Source organism: Gillisella vitis, from assembly GCF_001541345.2.
Taxonomy (GTDB): domain Bacteria; phylum Pseudomonadota; class Alphaproteobacteria; order Rhizobiales; family Rhizobiaceae; genus Allorhizobium; species Allorhizobium vitis.
In genome coordinates this window covers 366,947-385,911 of the sequence record NZ_LMVL02000005.1, presented here as the reverse complement: position 1 = coordinate 385,911, position 18,965 = coordinate 366,947, and the positions used below count along the sequence as shown (strand labels likewise).

Sequence of the window (18,965 nt, the reverse complement as noted above, 5' to 3'; positions counted from 1 at the left end):
CAGGCTGTTGGACATCAAGGCCCCAGGCACTAGATTCTCCTCAAATCGCCTTGCAATCGCCACTGCCAAGCCCCTGTAATCGCCACCGCCAAGCCAAAGGGTCACCCCGATGAAAAGCCCGGATATCGAAATCTTCCCGTGCCGCACCGACAATTACGGCGTGCTGGTCCATTGCCCTGAGACAGGATTGACCGCATCCATCGATGCACCGGAGGAAGGTCCGATCGTGGCCGCTGCCGAAAAACGCGGCTGGCAGATCAGCCATATCTTCACCACCCATCACCACAATGATCATGTCGAGGCCAATCTGGCGCTCAAGCAAAGATATGGCTGTGAGATCATCGGTCCAGTCAACGAGGCTGTCGCCATTCCGGGTCTGGACCGGTCTGCGTATGATGGGGAAGAGTTTTTATTCGGACCGCACCGGGTCCAGGTGATTGAAACGCCAGGCCACACGGCAGGCCATGTCTGCTATCACTTTCCAGACGCCAAACTGCTGTTTGCCGCCGACACACTGTTTGCGCTAGGCTGCGGACGGCTGTTCGAACGCCCTGCTGCCGACATGTGGCATTCCCTGCAAAAGCTGGCAGTGCTGCCGGATGAAACCGCCATCTATTTCGGCCATGAATACACGCTTGCCAATGCCCGCTTCGCCCTGACCATCGACCCGGACAATGAGCGGCTGCAAGCCCGTGCCAGCGACATCGAGGCGATGCGGGCGCAAGGGCAGTTCACCATTCCCACCACCATGTCTCTGGAAAAGGAAACCAATCCCTTCCTGCGGGTGGCCGATCCAAAAATCCGCCGCAACCTGGTGATGGAAAGCAAGAGCAATGAAGAGGTGTTTGCCGAAATCCGCAAGCGCAAGGACAATTTCTGATGGCCGGTGCCGATGAGATCATCGCAGCGCTGGCCATGCAGCCCCATCCAGAAGGTGGCTGGTACAGCGAAACCTTCCGCGACAGCAAGGGTGGCGGCCAGCGTGGACATTCCACAGCCATCTACTATCTGCTGCAAGCGGGTCAACGCTCCCATTGGCACCGGGTCAAGGACGCTGCCGAGGTCTGGCATTATTATGCGGGCGCGCCGTTGGCGCTCTATCGCTGCGACGATGGCATGACGGTGGAAACGTTGGTTCTGGGCACGGACCTTGTGCGCGGCGAGCGCCCCCAGGCCGTCATTCCAGCGCTCAGTTGGCAGGCGGCGGAAAGCCTTGGGGATTATACTCTGGTGGGCTGCACCGTCGCGCCTGGCTTTACCTTCGACACTTTCGAAATGGCGCCTTCAGGCTGGAAACCGGGTCAGCCGCTTCGATAACCAGGCATACCGGTGGGCTTCAGGCGCCTGTCAGCATAAAACGTTTTGTTGCGCTGCAAAATCCGATTTTTTGGAGTGGCACCATGACGATGAATACACCTTTTGACGAGACCGTCCGGCGCGGGACGCGCTATAATAGCGGCATAATCTGGCTGCATTGGGCAACCGCGCTGCTGGCGCTCACCCTGTTTCTCTCGGCGGAAATCTGGGAATTTACGGAAAAAGGCGGTGCGCTGCGCAATGGCCTGAAGGCTGTGCATTATGGTGCTGGCATTACACTTTTCGCTGTGTTTGTGCTGCGGCTCATCTGGCGCATCGCCAGTCTCAAAACCCTGCCGGAAGAAGAAAAAGGCGTTTTGGGCCTGATGGGCAAAGCGGTGCATTATTTGCTCTATTTCGGGCTTGCCGCGCAGATTTCCCTCGGCTTTCTATGGCGCTGGTCGCAGGGCAAGCCCGTGGACTTCTTCGGGCTGTTTTCCATTCCCGATCTCATCGGTATATCGCCTGACTATCGCCATCTGCTCGGTGACATGCATTCTCTCCTCGCCTGGATCATCATCGGCGCTGCCACGCTTCATGCCGTTGCGGCGATTTTCCATCACATCGTGCTGAAGGACGGTGTGTTGATGAAGATGATGCCCGGCAGGTAGCCGTCAAGCCGCGTCTTCGATGGCTGTCTTGCGGCGAAACATGCCGCTTGCAGCTAGCGCCGCACCACCCGTGATCAGCACGCAAGCGCCAAGAATGCGCAGGTTTGCCTCACCAAAACCGAAAACCAGCAGTACCAGCGTCGATAGCAGCGGGGCGGCGTAGGACGCTGCCCCCAGAATCTGGATATCGCCGTTCTTGACGCCGTAATCCCAGGCGTAGAAGGCCGCACCGACCGGCAACAGCCCAAGACCCGCCACAGCAAGCCACTGGCTGGCGCTATCCGGCCAGACAGACGTTTCCAGCCAGAGGTGACACACGAGCGACAGCAGTGCCGTGGCAAGGCAGAAGCCGGTCACCACATCGGTGGACACCGCATCGAACCGGCGCGTCACCAGCGAGTAGCTGGACCACGTCAAGGCGCACAGCAGGGCCGCCCCATAGCCCATCGCATAGGCTGGATCGAAGGACAGGCCGTTTTTGCCGATGATCAGCACGGTGCCGCATAGCCCGGCAATTGCACCCGCCATATGATACCAGCGCAGCTTTTCCCCCGGCAGCAGCGCCGATCCAAACACGATCAACAGCGGCCAGAGATAGGCAATCAGCCCGGCTTCCACGGCAGGCGCATTTCTCAGTGCCGTGAAATAGAGGAAATGGTAGCCAAACAGGCCGGCAATCCCGACCACCCAGACCTTGGCCGGTTGTTTCAGCAGTTTCAGCCGCTCCGGCCTGACAATAAAGGTGGCAATGCCGGGAAGACTGCCGATGGCAAAGCAGACGGCCGAGAGCTGAAAGGGCGGCATGGTTCCAGACGCTGCCGTAAACAGCGCCAGAAAAGACCACATCAGGATGGCCGAAAACCCGATCAGCGTTGCCCGAACCTTCATCCGCCCCTCAATTATTTAACTGCTGATCAGGCGCCAAACCGGGTCGCAGTGATCGACAGCGTTCCCACCCGCGTTGGCACCCGCGCATAGACAGGGGCATATAAGGACATGGTTCCGGTCTTGGCAAACCAGATTTCCATATCGTTGGCGCTGCGCAGATATTCGATATCGCTGCGGCCCTTGTTAAAGCCGGATTTCGGCACATAGCGCACGGAGCAGACGATCGCCTCGCCGGAAACATTGCCCGCGGTAAACTTGTTCCTGCCCTTTGGCGACATCACCAGGTCCAACCGGCTTTCACCATCGAAAATCGGCAGGGTCCGGGAGCAGATCTTGCCATCGTCGGGCAGGGTCAGGCCGCCGACCGGATCGAGCACGGAGCGCAGATCCCCGGCACTCACAGGTATCCAGCGGTCCTTGTTGCGGTTCGGCTCAGGGGTGATGGTCGTGGAGACCACATTGCCGCCCGCATAGCGCACATCATAGACCCGCGTCCGTTTGCCCCGCGTATAGACCAGATTGTAATTGCTGGCCTGCAAATGCTTGTCATCGGCCACCTGTCCCGTCACCTTGGTCTTTGCATCGAGGCTGGTGAAGACATTGGCAATGCCCGCCGACGAAATCGTGCCGGTAATGGTGTAGCCAGGACGGGTGACCTCGGTAACGAAGGTGGCACGGGCGACAGGCAGACCAAGCAGGGTGACGCGGTATTCGTTGCGATAGGTCTCCCCTGCAAAGGCAGAGCCACTGGCGCAGACCAGCGTAGCGCCTAGCACGACAGGGGCGACCAGCAGAAAAGACAGTTTACGAACAAGCTTAAAACGCATTGCGACACCATGGCTCCAATGTCTGTTACCCCTTCATTTATGACGTTCACTATGGCAAGACCATAGCCGAAGCGTCGATAAATCCGCCCTTTTGCCAAGGTTTGTCTTGACGGGGCGGCTTCAGCTGACTATAGAACCGCAACTTTCCAATCAGACCGCGTTGGATTGCGCCCTGGGTTATTGCCCGGAAAGCTCTCTGACTGCCAATAAGAATAGGTGCATCATGTCCCGCAGTTGCGAATTGACCGGCAAGGGCGTCCAGTCGGGTAATAATGTAAGCCATGCCAACAACAAGACCCGCCGCAAGTTCCTTCCGAACCTGTGCGACGTCACGCTGATTTCCGATGCCCTCGGCCAGCGTTACCGTCTGCGCGTCTCTGCTGCTGCTCTTCGTTCCGTCGAGCATCGCGGTGGCCTGGATGCCTTCCTGTTGAAGGCAAATGAAACCGAACTGAGCATGCGCGCTCGTCTGCTGCGCCGCCAGATCGTCAAGAAGACCGCAGTCGCCGCCTGATATCAGGCAGCCGCAGCAATGACATACCGAATGGGCTTGAACGGTAAAACGTTCGAGCCTTTTCGCTTGCGCCGTTTCTCGCCAAAGTCTTTGGCTTGAGCGGCACATATCGACCCTTTCTTGTTATGGCCGGTCCGACTGTGGGCTGAGCTATAGCTGGTGGCATCTCCCAGGATAAAAAAATGCGGATCACACGTCACATCTTCGTCTACAGCATGCTCATGACCCTGGTCGTGGTTGCCTCCAACATCCTCGTGCAGTTTCCACTGTCAGGGCAAGTGGCGGGCGTGCAACTCGGTGACCTCTTGACCTATGGCGCCTTTACCTATCCGGTCGCCTTTCTGGTCACGGATCTCACCAATCGCCAGTTCGGCCCCTCCACGGCCCGCAAAGTGGTGTTTGTCGGCTTTCTGGTGGGCGTGGCGCTGTCCTTCGTCACCGGACAACCACGCATCGCCGTTGCCTCAGGCACCGCCTATCTGGTCGGGCAATTGCTTGATATCAGCGTCTTCAACCGGCTGCGCCAGCAGGACTGGTGGAAAGCACCGCTGGCCGGTTCGCTGTTTGGCTCGATACTCGATACGGTGATTTTCTTCTCACTGTCCTTTGCGCCGGTCTTCGGCTTTATCGGAGCAAATGATGATTTCGCGATAAGCTGGGCGCCGCTGCTTGGGGCGTTTTCCCCTGAAATCCCACGCTGGATCTCCTGGGCCATCGGTGATTTTACCGTGAAAATGCTGGTCGGACTGATTATGTTGCTGCCCTATGGGGCATTGATGAACAGGCTGAAGCCCTACCAGCTTGCGCGGGTTTGACCCCTGCTGCCTTACGGCAGCAGCCGGAACTCCAGCATCAGCGTCCGTTGCAGCATGAAGTGGTTGTCGTCGGAGACCAGGATCAGGCGAAGATCGCCATTGCCCATATCCACCACATCCAGGCCTTCCATATTGTCGATCTGGAAGCTTTGATCGGCGTCCAGCAGGATCTCACCATCCACCAGCGCGCCCGGCTTGATGCTGTCGCCCTTGACGCGCACGATGCGCATTCCTAGCCCGCTTGGAAACCGGAACCGGCGCTCCAATAGTAGCAGATCGCCATCCGGCAGCCATGCGCCATCTGTCACGTCGAAGTCGTCACGGCGCACCAGCTTGAAGCCGCCCGGATGCGGACCATCGACCACGCCAGCATAGAGATTGCCCTTGGCGTCCAGGCTCTCCTCAGTGATCGTCACCAGGCCACCGGCAAGCGGTCCTTGCGCGGGAGATGCCGTCAGCATTTCCAGGCTGCGATTGCTCTCCAGGACCTTTTTGGGAAAGGGCAATGGCAGGCTTTTTTCCGGCTTGGCCGTTTCAAATCCGTCGAGTGGGTATTGATCGATCCGATGGCGTTGCTCAAAGCCAACATAGATCTTGTCGCCACGGATCGCTAGGCTCTCGGCGTCCATCGCCCGTTTCGACACATGGCCGCGACCGTCGCGGTCGAGCATCGGTGCGAGTGAGACAGTGTTTATACCGGCAAGACGCCCCTTTTCATCTCTGACGATCTCACCCGAAATCCAGTCGCCCGTATCGAGGACACCGATGAAACGCTTGCCATCCGGTCGAAACCGGATCGAGGACCAAGCGCCGAACAGAGTGTCTGACGATGTCAGGTCCAGCCCACCAAGAAATTCCAGCTTGCCGAACACGGTCTGGTCCGAAGCCGGATTGAAATGCTCAATTCTCCGGCTAACAATCGTCGCGGACTCGCCTACGGCAGGGGATGCGGCCAAAACCAACATCGAGCCGCAGAAGAAAGCAGCCAAGGCTTTGCGGGAGGTCAGCAAAGGATCACGCGCACTCAGCTTGCCCGGCGGAACGAACCGCCACGCGCGCCCTTGGCAGGCTTGTCTTCAAAGAGGCCAGCCAATTGCTCGGTCATCGCACCGGCCAATTCATCCGCATCGACAATGGTCACGGCCCGGCGGTAGTAGCGGGTTACATCATGGCCTATCCCGATGGCCAGCAATTCGACCGGAGAGCGGGTCTCGATCTGTTCGATGACGGCGCGCAAATGCCGTTCCAGATAATTGCCGGGATTGACCGAAAGGGTCGAATCGTCCACCGGCGCGCCATCGGAAATCATCATCATGATCTTGCGCTGTTCGCGCCGCGCCAACAGCCGGTTATGCGCCCATATCAGCGCTTCGCCGTCGATATTTTCCTTGAGCAGGCCCTCGCGCATCATCAGGCCGAGATTACGCCGTGCCCGCCGCCACGGCGCATCCGCCGATTTATAAACGATATGGCGCAGGTCGTTGAGGCGGCCCGGCGTTGGCGGCTTGCCGCTTGCCAGCCATTGCTCACGGCTCTGGCCACCTTTCCAGGCCTTGGTGGTAAAGCCGAGGATTTCCACCTTGACGCCGCAGCGCTCCAGTGTGCGGGCCAGAATATCGGCACAGGTGGCGGCAACCGTAATCGGACGCCCCCGCATCGAACCGGAATTGTCGATCACCAGCGTCACCACCGTATCGCGGAACTGGGTGTCCTTCTCCCGCTTGAACGACAGCGGCTGCATCGGATCGATGATCAGCCGGGTCAACCGGGCCGGATCGAGATAACCCTCTTCCAGATCGAAATCCCAGGACCGGTTCTGCTGCGCCATCAACCGGCGCTGCAACCGGTTGGCCAGCCGACCGACCGCGCCCTGAAGATGGGCAAGCTGCTTGTCGAGAAAGGCGCGCAACCGGTCAAGTTCGGCCTCGTCGCACAATTCTTCCGCCGAGGTCTCTTCATCAAAGGCCTCGGTAAAGACTTTGTAATCGACCTTTTCATTGAAATCATCGAACGGGCTGGCCGGACGGCGCATTTCACCGGGTGTCTCGCTGTCCTCGTCGCCTTCCTCGGACATGTCGTCGTCGGAAATCTCCGCGCCGTCCATCTCGCCATCGTCCATCTGCTCTTCGGCAGATTCGCTTTCATCGGCGGGCGCGCTTTCAGATCCGGCGTCCTCCTCGGAGTTCTCCTGTTCTTCCTCGCCGCTGCGCTGCTGGTCTTCTTCGGATGTTTCTTCCTGCTCGGCCTGCTCCGGGTCCTCGCCGAAATCCTCGGCCATTTCCATGGATGACAGCATGTGCCGCACGACGCGGGCAAAAGCCTGCTGGTCCTCGATCACATTGGCCAGATTGGAAAAATCGCTGCTGGCCTTTTCCTCGATGAAGGAGCGCCACAGATCCAGCACCTTACCGGCACTTTCCGGTGGCTTTTGACCGGTCAACGCCTCGCGGACCATCATCACCACCGCTTCAGACAGCGGCGCATCCTCGCGCCGCTCGATGCCGGAAAAATTGGCCTTGGCATATTTTTCCGAGGTCATCGATTTCAGGTTGGCGGCAACGCCGGTCATCCGCAAGGCACCGATCGATTCCACCCGGGCCTGTTCAACCGCATCGAACACCGAGCGGGCATCCTGCCCCTCAGGTGCCATCGAGGCGTGGACTTTTTGGTCATGGCAGGCAAGCCGCAGCGCCATCGAATCGCCAAGACCTCGCGTCACCGCCAGTTCGTGGGCGGTCGGTCGCTTGGAAATTTCCGGCAGACGAATGCGCTCACCGGCAATACCCGGGCGATCATTGGCAAAAGCCACTTCAACGCTGGCATCGCCCGCAATCGAGCGCACGCAACCGGTAATCGCCCGGCGCAACGGTTCGGTATCGACCGCCGTGCCGGGTTTCGCCTGGGAATTATCGCCGCGACCTGCCATGTTCCTTAAGTCTCTTTTCAGGCGCCAAGAACGATATTGGCAGCACTTTCCTTGAGTTCGATGCCAAAGGCGCGCTGGTATTGCTCGGCCACCAGGGTCCGTTCCAGTTCGTCGCATTTGTTGAGGAAGGTGACGCGGAAGGCAAAGCCGATATCACCGAAGATCTCGGCATTTTCGGCCCAGGTGATCACAGTACGCGGGCTCATCACGGTCGAAAGATCGCCATTGATGAAAGCAGACCGGGTGAGATCCGCCAGACGCACCATCTTGGCCACATTATCGGGACCGTTCGGGGTGGCGGCAAAGCCCTTGACCTTGGCCAGGACGATATCGACTTCCTTTTGATGCGGCAGATAGTTCAACGTGGTGACGATGGACCAGCGGTCCATCTGTGCCTGGTTGATCTGCTGGGTGCCGTGGTAAAGGCCGGTCGTGTCGCCAAGTCCAACCGTATTGGCAGTCGCAAACAGCCGGAAAGCAGGGTGTGGGCGAATGACGCGGCTCTGGTCGAGCAATGTCAGGCGGCCAGAGGATTCCAGCACCCGCTGGATAACGAACATCACGTCCGGGCGACCGGCATCGTATTCGTCAAACACCAGCGCCACATTGTGCTGATAGGCCCAGGGCAGGATGCCGTCCTTGAATTCAGTGATCTGCTTGCCGTCCTTCAGGACGATGGCGTCCTTGCCGACCAGGTCGATACGGCTGACATGGCTGTCGAGGTTGACGCGCACGCAGGGCCAATTCAGCCGGGCAGCGACCTGCTCGATATGGGTGGATTTGCCCGTACCGTGAAAACCGGACACCATGACGCGGCGGTTGTGAGCAAAACCGGCAAGGATGGCCAGCGTGGTTTCCCGGTCGAACAGATAGTCGGGATCGAGATCCGGTACATAGGCATCGCCCTTCGTATAGGCTGGCACGCGAATGTCGCTGTCGATGCCGAACACCTCCCGGACGGAAACTGTCGTGTCGGGCAGGTTGGCGATATCAAGGTCAATTTTGCTCATCGTCTCTCCAAGCCGGGCGGCATCTCCCAGCGCATACAATCAAGGTCGCATACAATCAGGTCGCATACGCAATCGGATATTGTCTTCGATTAACAGAAACCCGCCTGCTTTAACAATTGATAGGCCTGAATAACAGCCCGAAAACGCTCTTCAGAACCTCTGTCTCCGCCATTTGCATCTGGATGGTGTTTTTTGACAAGCTCTTTATAGCGCCTCTTGATATCTTGGGCGGTGGCAGCCCCCGTCAACCCCAGGGCATCGAAGGCTTTTGCTTCCAGGGTCTTCAGTTTTCGCGCCTGCGGCTCAAACCGCGACGCATTGCCGCGCCCTTGCGAGACAAAGCCGAAAGGGTCCCTCATCCGCGCCTGCGCCGTGGCCGAGCCGGAGCGCTGGGTGGAGTGAATGGGCGATCCCTTGGCGGCCTTGTTGACGCCAACCGTCCAGGTGGGGCGATGGCCGGTGATCGCTTCCTTCTGGTAGCGGGCAATCTCGCTGTCGGAAAGACCGGAGAAGTAATTGTAACCCTTATTATATTCCTTCACATGCTCGAAGCAGAACAGGAAAAACTGGCCTTCGGCATTGCGCCCCACCGGCGCCCGATGCGCACCCGGCCGCTCGCAGCCATCCCACTGGCAGGTGGTGACGGGCGGTTCCGGTTCCGCACCTTTCTTGCGGCGCGTGCGGATCTTGTCGAAATATTTTGAGTCGAGTTTCATTGGCAAATTATGAGGCTTTCCCCATCTCACAACAAGAATTGACAAATCATATTGTTCTTGGCCATTTGGAGGCTTTTCTCAAAACGCCCGAATTGGTCAGCAGAATTGGACGCCACCGCATGCAGAGCCACCAGATGTCACTTCGCCAGACGATAGAGCAGAAATTGACACAGGCCTTCCAGCCCGAGCGCCTGCTGGTGATCGATGAAAGCCACCACCATGCCGGCCATCAACCTGATATAACCGGCACGGGAGAAACCCATATGCGGGTGCGCATCGTCTCAGGCAGTTTTACCGGCCTCAGCCGCCTGGCCCGGCACCGGGCTGTCACCGACCTGCTAAAGCCGGAACTGGATGCCGGCCTGCATGCGCTCGCCATTGAACCATCAGCGCCCGGTGAGGTAACGCGCTGGTAGAGATCAGCCGGGTAGATTTTCGTTCAGAAAGCCCAGCACTTCCGAAGATGGCACATCGTCGGCGACGAAAGACTGTCCGATACCGTGGGTGAGAATGAATGTCAGTTGACCGCCCTTGACCTTCTTGTCCTGAGCGATGGCATTTATCAGCGTTTCGGCAGGCGGCATATCGCCTGGAATGTCGCTGATATGGGTCGGCAGGCCGACCTCTGTCAAGTGATGCTCGACCCGCTTTGCATCGTCGGGGCTGGCCAGATTGAGCCGGGCCGAGAATTCATGGGCCAGCACCATGCCGATGGCGACGCCTTCTCCATGCACGAGGCGGCGACTGTCATAACCCGTGGCCGCCTCCAGGGCGTGGCCGAAGGTGTGGCCGAGATTGAGCAGGGCCCGGCGGCCATGTTCGCGCTCATCGGCCACGACCACATCGGCCTTTGCCTGGCAGGACAGCGCAATCGCCTGGGTGCGGGCCGCTCCACCGGCAAAGACCTCACGCCAGTTGCGCTCCAGCCAGTCGAAAAACTCCGGCTTGTCGATCAGGCCATATTTCGCCACTTCGGCATAGCCAGCGCGAAACTCTCTTTCGCTCAACGTATTGAGCACGGCGGTGTCGGCCAAAACCAGATCCGGCTGGTTAAAAATGCCGACCAGATTCTTGCCCTGCCTGGCATTGATACCGGTCTTGCCGCCAACGGAACTATCGACCTGCGACAAAAGCGAGGTCGGGATCTGCACGAACCGCACCCCGCGCCGGACGATGCCCGCCGCAAAGCCGGTGAGATCACCGATAACGCCGCCGCCAAGGGCGATCACCACGTCATTGCGCTCGATACGCGCTTCCAGCAGCACGTCGCAAACCTTGGTCAGGTGCTCAAAGCTCTTAGTCTTTTCACCGGCAGGAAGGGTCAGCGACACGGCTTCAAAGCCATCCGCCTCCAGGCTGTCCATCAGCGCGCCGTGGTAAAGCGCCCCGACATTTTCGTCGGTGACGATGGCTGCCTTGCGGCCCTTGATACGGGTGGAAATCTCCCCGCCCGCCCGTCCGAGCAAGCCGTCGCCGATCAGGATATCATAGGCGCGGTCGCCAAGCGGTACATGGACAAGACACTCTGAGGATTCGGGCCGTTCGGATACCTGTTCTCTGCTCATCGCTTGCTCCTGCCTTTGCTGACATAGGCGATCACCGCGTCCATGACATCAGCGGAAATGGCTTCCTTGCGCCCATCGCGCGACAATACGGTAATATCGGCACGCTGGTAGATCGGATAGCGCTCCAGCATCAGCTTTTCCAGCGTCTGTTTCGGGTGTTCGGTTTTCAACAACGGGCGATGATCGCGCTTGTTGACCCGCTCCCACAGCACATCCAGATCGGCTTTCAGCCAGATGGAAATGCCACCACGCTCGATCTGCCTACGGGTCCTGTCATTGATGAAGGCGCCGCCGCCGGTTGAGACGACTTTCGGCCCGGACCTGAGCAGCCGCCGGATCACCCGGGTTTCCAGCGCCCGGAATTCCGTCTCACCATAGGCCGCGAACAATTCGCTGATCGTCATGCGCGACACACGCTCGATCTCGGTATCGGTATCGATGAACGGCAGGTTCAGCTGCTGGGCCACGAGACGCCCGATCGCGGATTTTCCAGCCCCCATCAGACCGACGAAAATCAGGTTTCGACGCCCGAGCACCGAGCGGGTCCGCTCAGCAAGAGGTAGAACAGCATGGGGCATCGAGTGGGTCATCAGCCTTTTCGCAACAGGTTTACCAACCCTATTGACAAATGCCGGGGCCACGTCAAGCACTTGCCGCACATGCCGACAAGAAACAATCACCTGCATGCCCCGTGACCTCCCTTAAGTGCCAGGGGTTTAGGGTGTTATCAAGCAAAACCTGCCATGTTCGATCTTGAAACAGGAACGGCTCCAGCCGATATTGCTGATGTGTGTTGCAATGAGGGAAAAGCAGAACTGATCTTTCCCGAAGAGATAAACGACATCCAGAGAACCCAAAGTGTTACAGTAACCTCGACTGCTTCTTCTGGGAGGCACGGCACTGTACACCATGCCTTTTAAGGCAGGAGGCCGTCATCATGCCCACCTTATTCCGCTTCCTGTTCGTCATCGCCACCGTAGCGGCCATGATCTATGCGGCGATGTGGGCTCTGGTTATCTTCGTAGAACCAGGCCAGCGGGAGATCACCGCAACCATTCCCGCCGCGCAAATCAAGCCCCAGCAGCCATCACCGTAATGGCACAGACACCAAACGATAGAAACGACAGCATCCATGGTTGATCTCGGCCACGCCCGCATCGAAGCTTTCCTTGAAATGATGAGTGCCGAGCGCGGTGCAGCGGGCAACACACTCTCTTCCTATGAACGGGATCTGGAAGATCTGCATGGCTTCCTGGCCACGCGCCAAGTCAGCGTCATGGCCGCCACCGGCGACGACCTTTCCGCTTATATGGCCGATCTCAGCCATCGCGGTTTCGAAGCCTCGTCCCAGGCCCGCCGTCTGTCGGCGCTTCGGCAATTCTACAAGTTTCTCTATGCCGAAGGACTGCGCGGCGACGATCCGACCTCGATCCTCGATACCCCGAAAAAGGGCCGACCTCTGCCCAAGACCCTGTCGATTGCCGATGTCGACAAGCTCCTATCACTGGCCCAGGCCGAGGCGGAGCTGGAAGGCCCCGACCGCCTGCAAAGGCTGCGGCGTCTGGCGCTGCTGGAACTTCTCTATGCGACGGGCATGCGTGTCAGCGAACTGGTCTCGCTTCCGGCCAATGTGCTTGCACAAGAGGGCAGGTTCCTGGTGATCCGCGGCAAGGGCAACAAGGAACGGCTGGTGCCGCTGTCGCGCTCGGCCATCGCCGCCATGCAGGCTTATGCGCAGGTCAAGGAAATCGAACAGGCAGAAAAACCACCATCGAAAAAAACAGCGTCGAAACAAACAGCATCGAAACTGGGAAAATCATCGGGCATTGGCTTTCTGTTTCCCGCCGCCAGCCGCGAAGGCTATCTGCCCAGGCAGATTTTCGCGCGGGAATTGAAGGATCTTGCCATTCGTGCCGGTCTCAGTGGCGATGCGGTGTCCCCACATGTGCTCAGGCATGCTTTTGCCAGCCATTTGCTTGAAAACGGCGCAGATCTACGGGTTGTGCAAGAATTACTGGGACATAGCGACATTTCGACGACGCAAATCTACACGCATGTGCTCGAAGAAAGGCTCCAGATTCTGGTTGAGACACATCACCCTCTTGCAAAACATAGGAAAAACCACGATTAGAAGCCCGGCTAGGCGATGTGCTAAGCCCCTTTGGTTGGCACACAAATTGTCTGCAAGACAGACATGCGGCCAAGCATTGCGAAGACATTTACGGTTTCACTCCATCAAGGATGGGTGGTGAGATCAGGCACTATAGTCAAGGATTACGATGGTCGCCGCTCAGCCAACATCGTAAAGCAGGATAGAGTAACGGATCGGAACGGACCTGATGATCAACTATCTCGATTTCGAAAAGCCTATTTCCGACCTCGAAGGCAAGATTCACGAGTTGAAGAAGCTGAAGGGTGAGGATGAAAGCATCGACACCTCGGAAGAGATCGGTCGTCTGGAAGTCCGCGTGCGCGAAGCCATGGAAGAGATTTATTCCAAGCTGAATGCCTGGCAGAAAACCCAGGTCGCCCGCCATCCGCAGCGTCCGCATTTCGTCGATTACGCCTCGCGCCTGTTTACCGATTTCACGCCGCTGGCTGGCGACCGCAAATTTGCCGAGGACGCAGCCATTCAGGCTGGCCTCGCCCGGTTTCGGGGTGTCCCGGTGGCGATTATCGGCCAGGAAAAAGGCAGCGACACCAAGTCACGCCTGAAACACAATTTTGGCAGTCCCCGGCCTGAAGGGTATCGCAAGGCAATCCGCGTCATGGAAATGGCCGACCGTTTTGGCCTGCCGGTGATTTCGCTGGTCGATACCGCCGGCGCCTATCCGGGCGTCGGTGCTGAAGAGCGCGGCCAGGCCGAAGCCATCGCCCGCTCGACGGAAATGTGCCTTAACCTGAAAGCCCCGTTGATATCAGTGGTCATCGGCGAAGGCGGCTCCGGCGGCGCCATCGCCATTGCCACCGGCAACCGCGTCTACATGCTGCAACACGCGATCTATTCGGTGATTTCGCCTGAGGGTGCGGCCTCGATTCTATGGCGCGACAGCACCCGCGCCAAGGAAGCCGCCACCAACATGAAGATCACTGCGGAAGATCTGAAGGGTTTCGGCATTATCGACGATATCATTCCCGAACCGGTTGGCGGCGCCCATCGCAATCCCGAAACGGTGATCGACCGCACCGGGGAAACCATCGCGGCGGCACTGAAGGATATGTCTGGCCAAAGCGGGGCGGAACTGCGCGCAGCGCGGCGCCAGAAATTCCTCGATATCGGTCGCAACCTGTAACCGTCGAGAACGCTGCACCTTTCATGACCGTAGAATCTAGCGGGTGATGTGCCGCATAAATGTTTCAATTAAGTCTTAGAGCGACAGTCATAACCAAGGGCTGTCGCTCTAAGCTTTTTGGATACTCCAACCTTCGTGATTCAGGCGAGGCAGGAAGTGTCCACCATAGGCAATCGGCACCCATTCACACTTTAGAAACCATATTCAGGCAAGGATCGAGACTGGATCGGCAGGCTCCGACTTGATATGGTCCCGCCTGGATGATCAATGCTTCGTCGTCCCATGATAAGGACATGCTCACGCATCCTTGTTCTGACATAATGCCTTCGCCCCAATGAGACCCAGTTGAGCTCGACAATGCGCATTTCAAACGCCGCCCTGCTGATCGCCACCACCCTGCTTCTGGCAGGGTGCAACGACACCTTGGATAGCGTCAGCGAAAAGAAGATGCCGGACAATGTGTCCAACAAGGTAGAGCAGCCGTTGCCGCCTGAAATCCTCGCCTCGATGAAGGCGAAGGGCATGGAGCGCAATTCGCCAATCGCCATCCGGATTTTCAAGGAAGAAGGCGTTCTGGAAATCTGGAAGGCCAAGACTGACGGGCGTTTCGAGAAAATTGCCGACTACCAGATTTGCGCCTGGTCCGGGAAACTGGGACCGAAAGAGAAGGAAGGCGACCGGCAGGCACCGGAGGGTTTCTATGCCCTGACGCCCGCCAATCTCAATCCCTATTCAAAATATTACCTGGCGATCAACACCGGCTTTCCCAACAAATACGATGCCGTCAACAATCGCACCGGCACCAATCTGATGATCCATGGGGCCTGCTCGTCATCCGGCTGCTATTCGATGACGGATGCCCAGATCCTGGAGATCTATGCCTTTGCGCGCGATGCGTTTCGCGGCGGCCAGCAGACTGTACAATTGCAAGCCTTCCCGTTCCGCATGACTGCCGAAAACATGGCCCGGCATCGCTACAGCACCCACATGCCCTTCTGGCAGATGCTGAAGGCTGGCTATGACCAGTTCGAAGTTACCAAACAACCGCCGCAGGTTGGGGTTTGCGACAAGAAATATGTCTTCAACCAGCAGGTCGAAGCAGGCAAAAGCCTGAACGCGGCTGGTGCCTGCCCACCGATGAGCACACCACCGCAATTGTCTGCGGCGCTTGCCTCCTATAATTCTGCCTATAGCCGCGACTATGCCAAGGCCATGAAGAAATATGAGGACAAGGTCTGGTACGATCCAAGCGAAGCCGAACGCAAGGCTCTGGTTGCCGACCTGAAGAAAGGCCGCGATCTGGCCTATGCGCCGACAGGCTCGGCACTGAAGGCTGGCAAGCTGTTGAAATTGTCCGAGGTTGCCGATCCGGCCAATCCGGTCATCAGCCCACGGAAAACCGCAGCGACAGCCGCCCCGCTGTTCGCATCGCTGGACAATTCCGCCAAGACCGGTCGCTATGGCGCGCCAAGCGATCCGCAGACGGCAAGCACTGTGAACTCTGGCACTGGGAGTGCTGGTGCTGTGAGTCCTGGCGCTCCGGCCACCATCGATCCAACCCAGACGGCAACTGTCGCCCTCCCGGCCACCGGCCCGGTTCCCGTACCAAACCCGGTCGCGCCGCCGCCGCAGTCCAGCATGGTGGCTATGGATGCAGCCTCTGAGCCAGCGGCAAAACCCTTCTGGAAATTCTGGGCCGCCCGTTGACTCCGGAGCCCGAAGATATCCTGGACCTCAAAGGGCTGAAATGTCCGCTTCCCGTGCTGAAATCGCGAAAGCGTCTGTCTGGAATGGCAGTCGGTAGCCGGCTCATTGTCGAAACCACAGATCCTCTGGCGATCATCGACATCCCGCATTTCTGCCGGGAAGACGGATATATCCTGCTGTCCAGCGAGGCATCCGCGACCGGTCACCGCTTTGTGATCGGCAAACCGGACCAGATGCCCGCCCGATAAAGCAGCGTCCGAGATAACCGCCGATCAAAAGGTCATGCCCGGCACTGCCAGGGGATTATCTTCAAGAGCCTTCCGATCCGGCCGATCGATCGCCACTTTACCTGTGAAGGCATCAAACAGGTCCCGCACATAGGCTTCGTCCAGCCCATCAGTAATCATCACCAGCCGGCTCCGGCGATCGGAGGGGTCTGGCCAAGCTGCCAGCCGGTGCGGCGGATGAAAGATCGATTGCACACCATGAATGACGACCGGACGCTCCGGATCATCCTTCAGCCCGACCACCGCCTTCATCCGCAGCATTTTTTCGCCATGAGCCGACCGCAGCAGGTCGATGAACATATGAAGAGCCGCCGGATCAACCGGATCGTCATGCAGGATGGAGAAAGAGCGGATCGTCGCACCGTGACGTGTGACATCATCATGGTGATGGTGGGAATGATGATGGTCGTGGTCGTGGTCGTGGTCGTGGTCGTGGTCGTGGTCGTGGTGACGATGATCCTCGGCCTGTTGTTCTTCCTGCAACCACCGCGCCACGTCAGGCGTTTTTGTCGTCGGATCATAAAGACCATTGTTCAGGATGACCGCTTCTCCGGCAGCCGATGTTTCCGCATCGACAACGACCGCCCGTGGGTTCAGCCCGGCAATCCGGCTTTTCAACCTTGCGACGGCACCGTCATCAGCAAGGCTGGCCTTGGTCATCACCAGCCGGTCGGCCACCGCCACCTGCCGCACAGCTTCGCTGTAACTGTCCAGCGTCCTCTCGCCATTGACGGCATCAATCACGGTGACCAGCCCCTCCAGCTGAAAAGACTGCGACAGGACAGGATGCCCCATCACCGACTGCATCACCGGCGCGGGATCCGCCAATCCTGTGGTTTCGATCACCACCCGCGACAAGGCCTTGATTCGCCCGGTCTGCAAGGCATCGACCAGTTCGGCCAGTGTATCGAGCAATTCACCACGCACCGTGCAGCACAGGCAACCATCCGAAAGCTGGACGATGGAATCACTGGAGGCCTCGACCAAGAGGTGATCGATCCCCACTTCTCCGAACTCATTGATGATCACCGCCGCGTCGCGCATGGCGGGATCTTTCAGCAGCCGGTTCAGCAGCGTGGATTTGCCAGCACCAAGAAAGCCGGTCAGAATCGAAACAGGAATGCGGTCGGCAAGGGCAACCATGGTCATGACCTCATCTTATGCCAAGGCTCGAAGATGCTCAGGCATCTCGCCTTGGAAGAATTTCGAATGTCAAAATGCATCAAAGGCTTGAGATATTAAAGAAAACACGGACCGCCACGGTCCATGGCTCTCCCTATTACATTTGCGGGCGCGGCGTGGGGCGCGGAACCTCGCCCATCTGCTGCTGTTTCGCACCCGAAGCAGCCGGCGGCGGATCCGGCGGCTCGCTGCCGGGGATGAGGCCAGCAAAGACTGGCACCGGCGGCGCGGACATTTCATGGATATAGGGCGATTGCAGCTTCATCCGTCCGGTCTCGTCGCGGGTTTCGCTGCGCCGCTTGCGGGCCTCAGTGGAGCACATTTCGGCAGACACGTCATTTACAGCGTTCAAACCGTCAACGCTGTCAGGCCCTAGTGCCGAAAGGCGCGAGCCCTGTGCATTGGGTCGATCGAAATATTTCTGGAGCAGATTGGCGGAAATATCGGCGCGTGCCGCCAGGCTGTCAGCGCCCATCACCACGGTGATCAGCGTACGGCCATTGCGGGTCGCAGAGGTGATCTGATTGAACCCGGACGCGCAGATATAACCGGTCTTCATACCATCGACCCCATCGAAACGACCAACCAGCATGTTGACATTGGGATAGATCTTCTTGCCGGTATCAATCGCTTCGATCTTGAAATAGCCTGCATATTCAGGAAATTCGCGGCGAATGGTCACGGCTAGTACCGCAAGATCGCGGGCTGTGGAATATTGGCCGGGAGCGGGCAATCCATTCGGATTGACGAAATGGCTGGATGTCATCCCGAGACGAGCGGCCTCGGCATTCATCCGGGCAACAAACGCCGCCTGGCTGCCGCCGACATTTTCTGCCACGGCCATGGCGATGTCATTGGCGGATTTCACCAGCATCATCTTCAGGGCATCGTCCAGCGTCATTTTCGAGCCGGGCTTGAAAAACATTTTGCTCGGCGCTTGCGACGCTGCAAAGGCGCTCAGTGTCACCACGCTGTCCAGACGCACTTCACCGGCTCTTAGCGCCCTGAACGTCGTATAGGCCGTCATCAGCTTGGTTAGCGAGGCCGGATACCATTTCTTGAAACTATCCTGATGCTCCAGCACTGTCAGGGAGTTGACATCGACCACCAGCACAGGGTTGGCGGCGACCGTAGACGGCAGCATGACGGCACACAAAGCAGCGGCAACAAATGCGCGCCGGATCTGGCGAGGCAGCACGGACAATGACTTCTCCTTCCGGAAACTGGACAGGCCACCCTGAATGTCTCTCGCATCGGGCAACCATATG

General features: G+C 58.4%; 21 protein-coding genes. 11 read left to right on the top strand and 10 right to left on the bottom strand.

All coding sequences use genetic code 11. The features are described 5' to 3' along the window. Window positions 1-109: 109 nt before the first annotated feature. The 3 genes from gloB (at window position 110) to ASB66_RS19110 (ending at window position 1,967) form a co-directional block, all read left to right on the top strand. Window positions 110-880: a hydroxyacylglutathione hydrolase gene (gene gloB / locus ASB66_RS19120; protein WP_060718626.1), complete on the top strand. Its 771-nt coding sequence runs from the start codon at window positions 110-112 to the stop codon at window positions 878-880. After that, a complete protein-coding gene (locus tag ASB66_RS19115) occupies window positions 880-1,317 on the top strand; it encodes a cupin domain-containing protein (RefSeq protein WP_060718627.1) in 438 nt (145 codons plus the stop codon). Before gloB ends, ASB66_RS19115 begins: the two co-directional genes overlap by 1 nt. Window positions 1,318-1,400: 83 nt before the next feature. Further along, window positions 1,401-1,967 (top strand): cytochrome b, encoded by a 567-nt coding sequence (locus ASB66_RS19110; RefSeq protein ID WP_060718628.1) that lies wholly within the window; start codon window positions 1,401-1,403, stop codon window positions 1,965-1,967. A gap of 3 nt (window positions 1,968-1,970) precedes the next feature. Here the strand turns inward: ASB66_RS19110 and yddG are convergent, their stop codons facing one another. Continuing rightward, on the bottom strand, window positions 1,971-2,855 hold the full coding sequence (gene yddG, locus ASB66_RS19105; RefSeq protein ID WP_060718629.1) for an aromatic amino acid exporter YddG: 885 nt from the start codon (window positions 2,853-2,855) through the stop codon (window positions 1,971-1,973). 26 nt (window positions 2,856-2,881) lie between these two features. Then, window positions 2,882-3,682, bottom strand: coding sequence for a DUF3108 domain-containing protein (locus ASB66_RS19100; protein WP_060718630.1), 801 nt, complete (start codon window positions 3,680-3,682; stop codon window positions 2,882-2,884). 223 nt (window positions 3,683-3,905) lie between these two features. On the opposite strand from ASB66_RS19100, the gene rpmB reads away from it, so the two are divergent. Together rpmB and ASB66_RS19090 are read left to right on the top strand one after the other, a co-directional pair. Then, window positions 3,906-4,196 carry a 50S ribosomal protein L28 gene (gene rpmB / locus ASB66_RS19095; RefSeq protein WP_015917333.1) on the top strand — a complete coding sequence of 97 codons (291 nt, stop codon included), beginning with the start codon at window positions 3,906-3,908 and terminating at the stop codon, window positions 4,194-4,196. Between the two features lie 182 nt (window positions 4,197-4,378). Further along, window positions 4,379-5,011: a queuosine precursor transporter gene (locus ASB66_RS19090; protein WP_060718631.1), complete on the top strand. Its 633-nt coding sequence runs from the start codon at window positions 4,379-4,381 to the stop codon at window positions 5,009-5,011. A gap of 11 nt (window positions 5,012-5,022) precedes the next feature. On the opposite strand, the gene ASB66_RS19085 is transcribed toward ASB66_RS19090, so the two are convergent. The 4 genes from ASB66_RS19085 to ASB66_RS19070 form a co-directional block, all read right to left on the bottom strand. Continuing rightward, window positions 5,023-6,000 carry an esterase-like activity of phytase family protein gene (locus ASB66_RS19085; protein WP_411910082.1) on the bottom strand — a complete coding sequence of 326 codons (978 nt, stop codon included), beginning with the start codon at window positions 5,998-6,000 and terminating at the stop codon, window positions 5,023-5,025. Window positions 6,001-6,035: 35 nt separating this feature from the next. Beyond that, entirely contained in the window at window positions 6,036-7,937 is a 1,902-nt protein-coding gene (cobT, locus tag ASB66_RS19080; protein ID WP_060718632.1) for a cobaltochelatase subunit CobT, read from the bottom strand. Between the two features lie 17 nt (window positions 7,938-7,954). Then, window positions 7,955-8,947: a cobaltochelatase subunit CobS gene (gene cobS / locus ASB66_RS19075; protein ID WP_060718633.1), complete on the bottom strand. Its 993-nt coding sequence runs from the start codon at window positions 8,945-8,947 to the stop codon at window positions 7,955-7,957. A gap of 89 nt (window positions 8,948-9,036) precedes the next feature. After that, a complete protein-coding gene (locus tag ASB66_RS19070) occupies window positions 9,037-9,663 on the bottom strand; it encodes a J domain-containing protein (RefSeq protein ID WP_060718634.1) in 627 nt (208 codons plus the stop codon). Between the two features lie 134 nt (window positions 9,664-9,797). On the opposite strand from ASB66_RS19070, the gene ASB66_RS19065 reads away from it, so the two are divergent. After that, window positions 9,798-10,079, top strand: coding sequence for a BolA family protein (locus ASB66_RS19065; protein ID WP_060718874.1), 282 nt, complete (start codon window positions 9,798-9,800; stop codon window positions 10,077-10,079). Window positions 10,080-10,082: 3 nt separating this feature from the next. Here ASB66_RS19065 and aroB read toward each other — a convergent pair whose 3' ends face one another. Both aroB and ASB66_RS19055 read right to left on the bottom strand, forming a co-directional pair. After that, window positions 10,083-11,228, bottom strand: a complete 1,146-nt coding sequence (gene aroB, locus ASB66_RS19060; protein ID WP_060718635.1) for a 3-dehydroquinate synthase — start codon at window positions 11,226-11,228, stop codon at window positions 10,083-10,085. Next, window positions 11,225-11,818 (bottom strand): shikimate kinase, encoded by a 594-nt coding sequence (locus tag ASB66_RS19055; RefSeq protein WP_060718875.1) that lies wholly within the window; start codon window positions 11,816-11,818, stop codon window positions 11,225-11,227. The genes aroB and ASB66_RS19055 overlap by 4 nt, the downstream gene beginning before the upstream one ends. Before the next feature lie 347 nt (window positions 11,819-12,165). On the opposite strand from ASB66_RS19055, the gene ASB66_RS26495 reads away from it, so the two are divergent. The 5 genes from ASB66_RS26495 (at window position 12,166) to ASB66_RS19035 (ending at window position 16,476) form a co-directional block, all read left to right on the top strand. Further along, window positions 12,166-12,324 (top strand): hypothetical protein, encoded by a 159-nt coding sequence (locus tag ASB66_RS26495; protein WP_171431006.1) that lies wholly within the window; start codon window positions 12,166-12,168, stop codon window positions 12,322-12,324. A 36-nt stretch (window positions 12,325-12,360) separates the two neighbouring features. Continuing rightward, complete coding sequence (locus ASB66_RS19050) at window positions 12,361-13,359, top strand: site-specific tyrosine recombinase XerD (RefSeq protein WP_060718636.1); 999 nt, start codon at window positions 12,361-12,363, stop codon at window positions 13,357-13,359. A gap of 208 nt (window positions 13,360-13,567) precedes the next feature. Continuing rightward, window positions 13,568-14,521, top strand: a complete 954-nt coding sequence (locus ASB66_RS19045; RefSeq protein ID WP_060718637.1) for an acetyl-CoA carboxylase carboxyltransferase subunit alpha — start codon at window positions 13,568-13,570, stop codon at window positions 14,519-14,521. A gap of 357 nt (window positions 14,522-14,878) precedes the next feature. Next, entirely contained in the window at window positions 14,879-16,228 is a 1,350-nt protein-coding gene (locus ASB66_RS19040; RefSeq protein ID WP_060718638.1) for a L,D-transpeptidase family protein, read from the top strand. Next, window positions 16,204-16,476, top strand: a complete 273-nt coding sequence (locus tag ASB66_RS19035) for a sulfurtransferase TusA family protein (RefSeq protein ID WP_081089087.1) — start codon at window positions 16,204-16,206, stop codon at window positions 16,474-16,476. The genes ASB66_RS19040 and ASB66_RS19035 overlap by 25 nt, the downstream gene beginning before the upstream one ends. Window positions 16,477-16,500: 24 nt before the next feature. On the opposite strand, the gene ASB66_RS19030 is transcribed toward ASB66_RS19035, so the two are convergent. After that, window positions 16,501-17,658 carry a CobW family GTP-binding protein gene (locus tag ASB66_RS19030; RefSeq protein ID WP_060718876.1) on the bottom strand — a complete coding sequence of 386 codons (1,158 nt, stop codon included), beginning with the start codon at window positions 17,656-17,658 and terminating at the stop codon, window positions 16,501-16,503. A gap of 136 nt (window positions 17,659-17,794) precedes the next feature. Next, window positions 17,795-18,841 (bottom strand): D-alanyl-D-alanine carboxypeptidase family protein, encoded by a 1,047-nt coding sequence (locus tag ASB66_RS19025; RefSeq protein WP_156544740.1) that lies wholly within the window; start codon window positions 18,839-18,841, stop codon window positions 17,795-17,797. Between the last annotated feature and the right edge of the window lie 124 nt (window positions 18,842-18,965).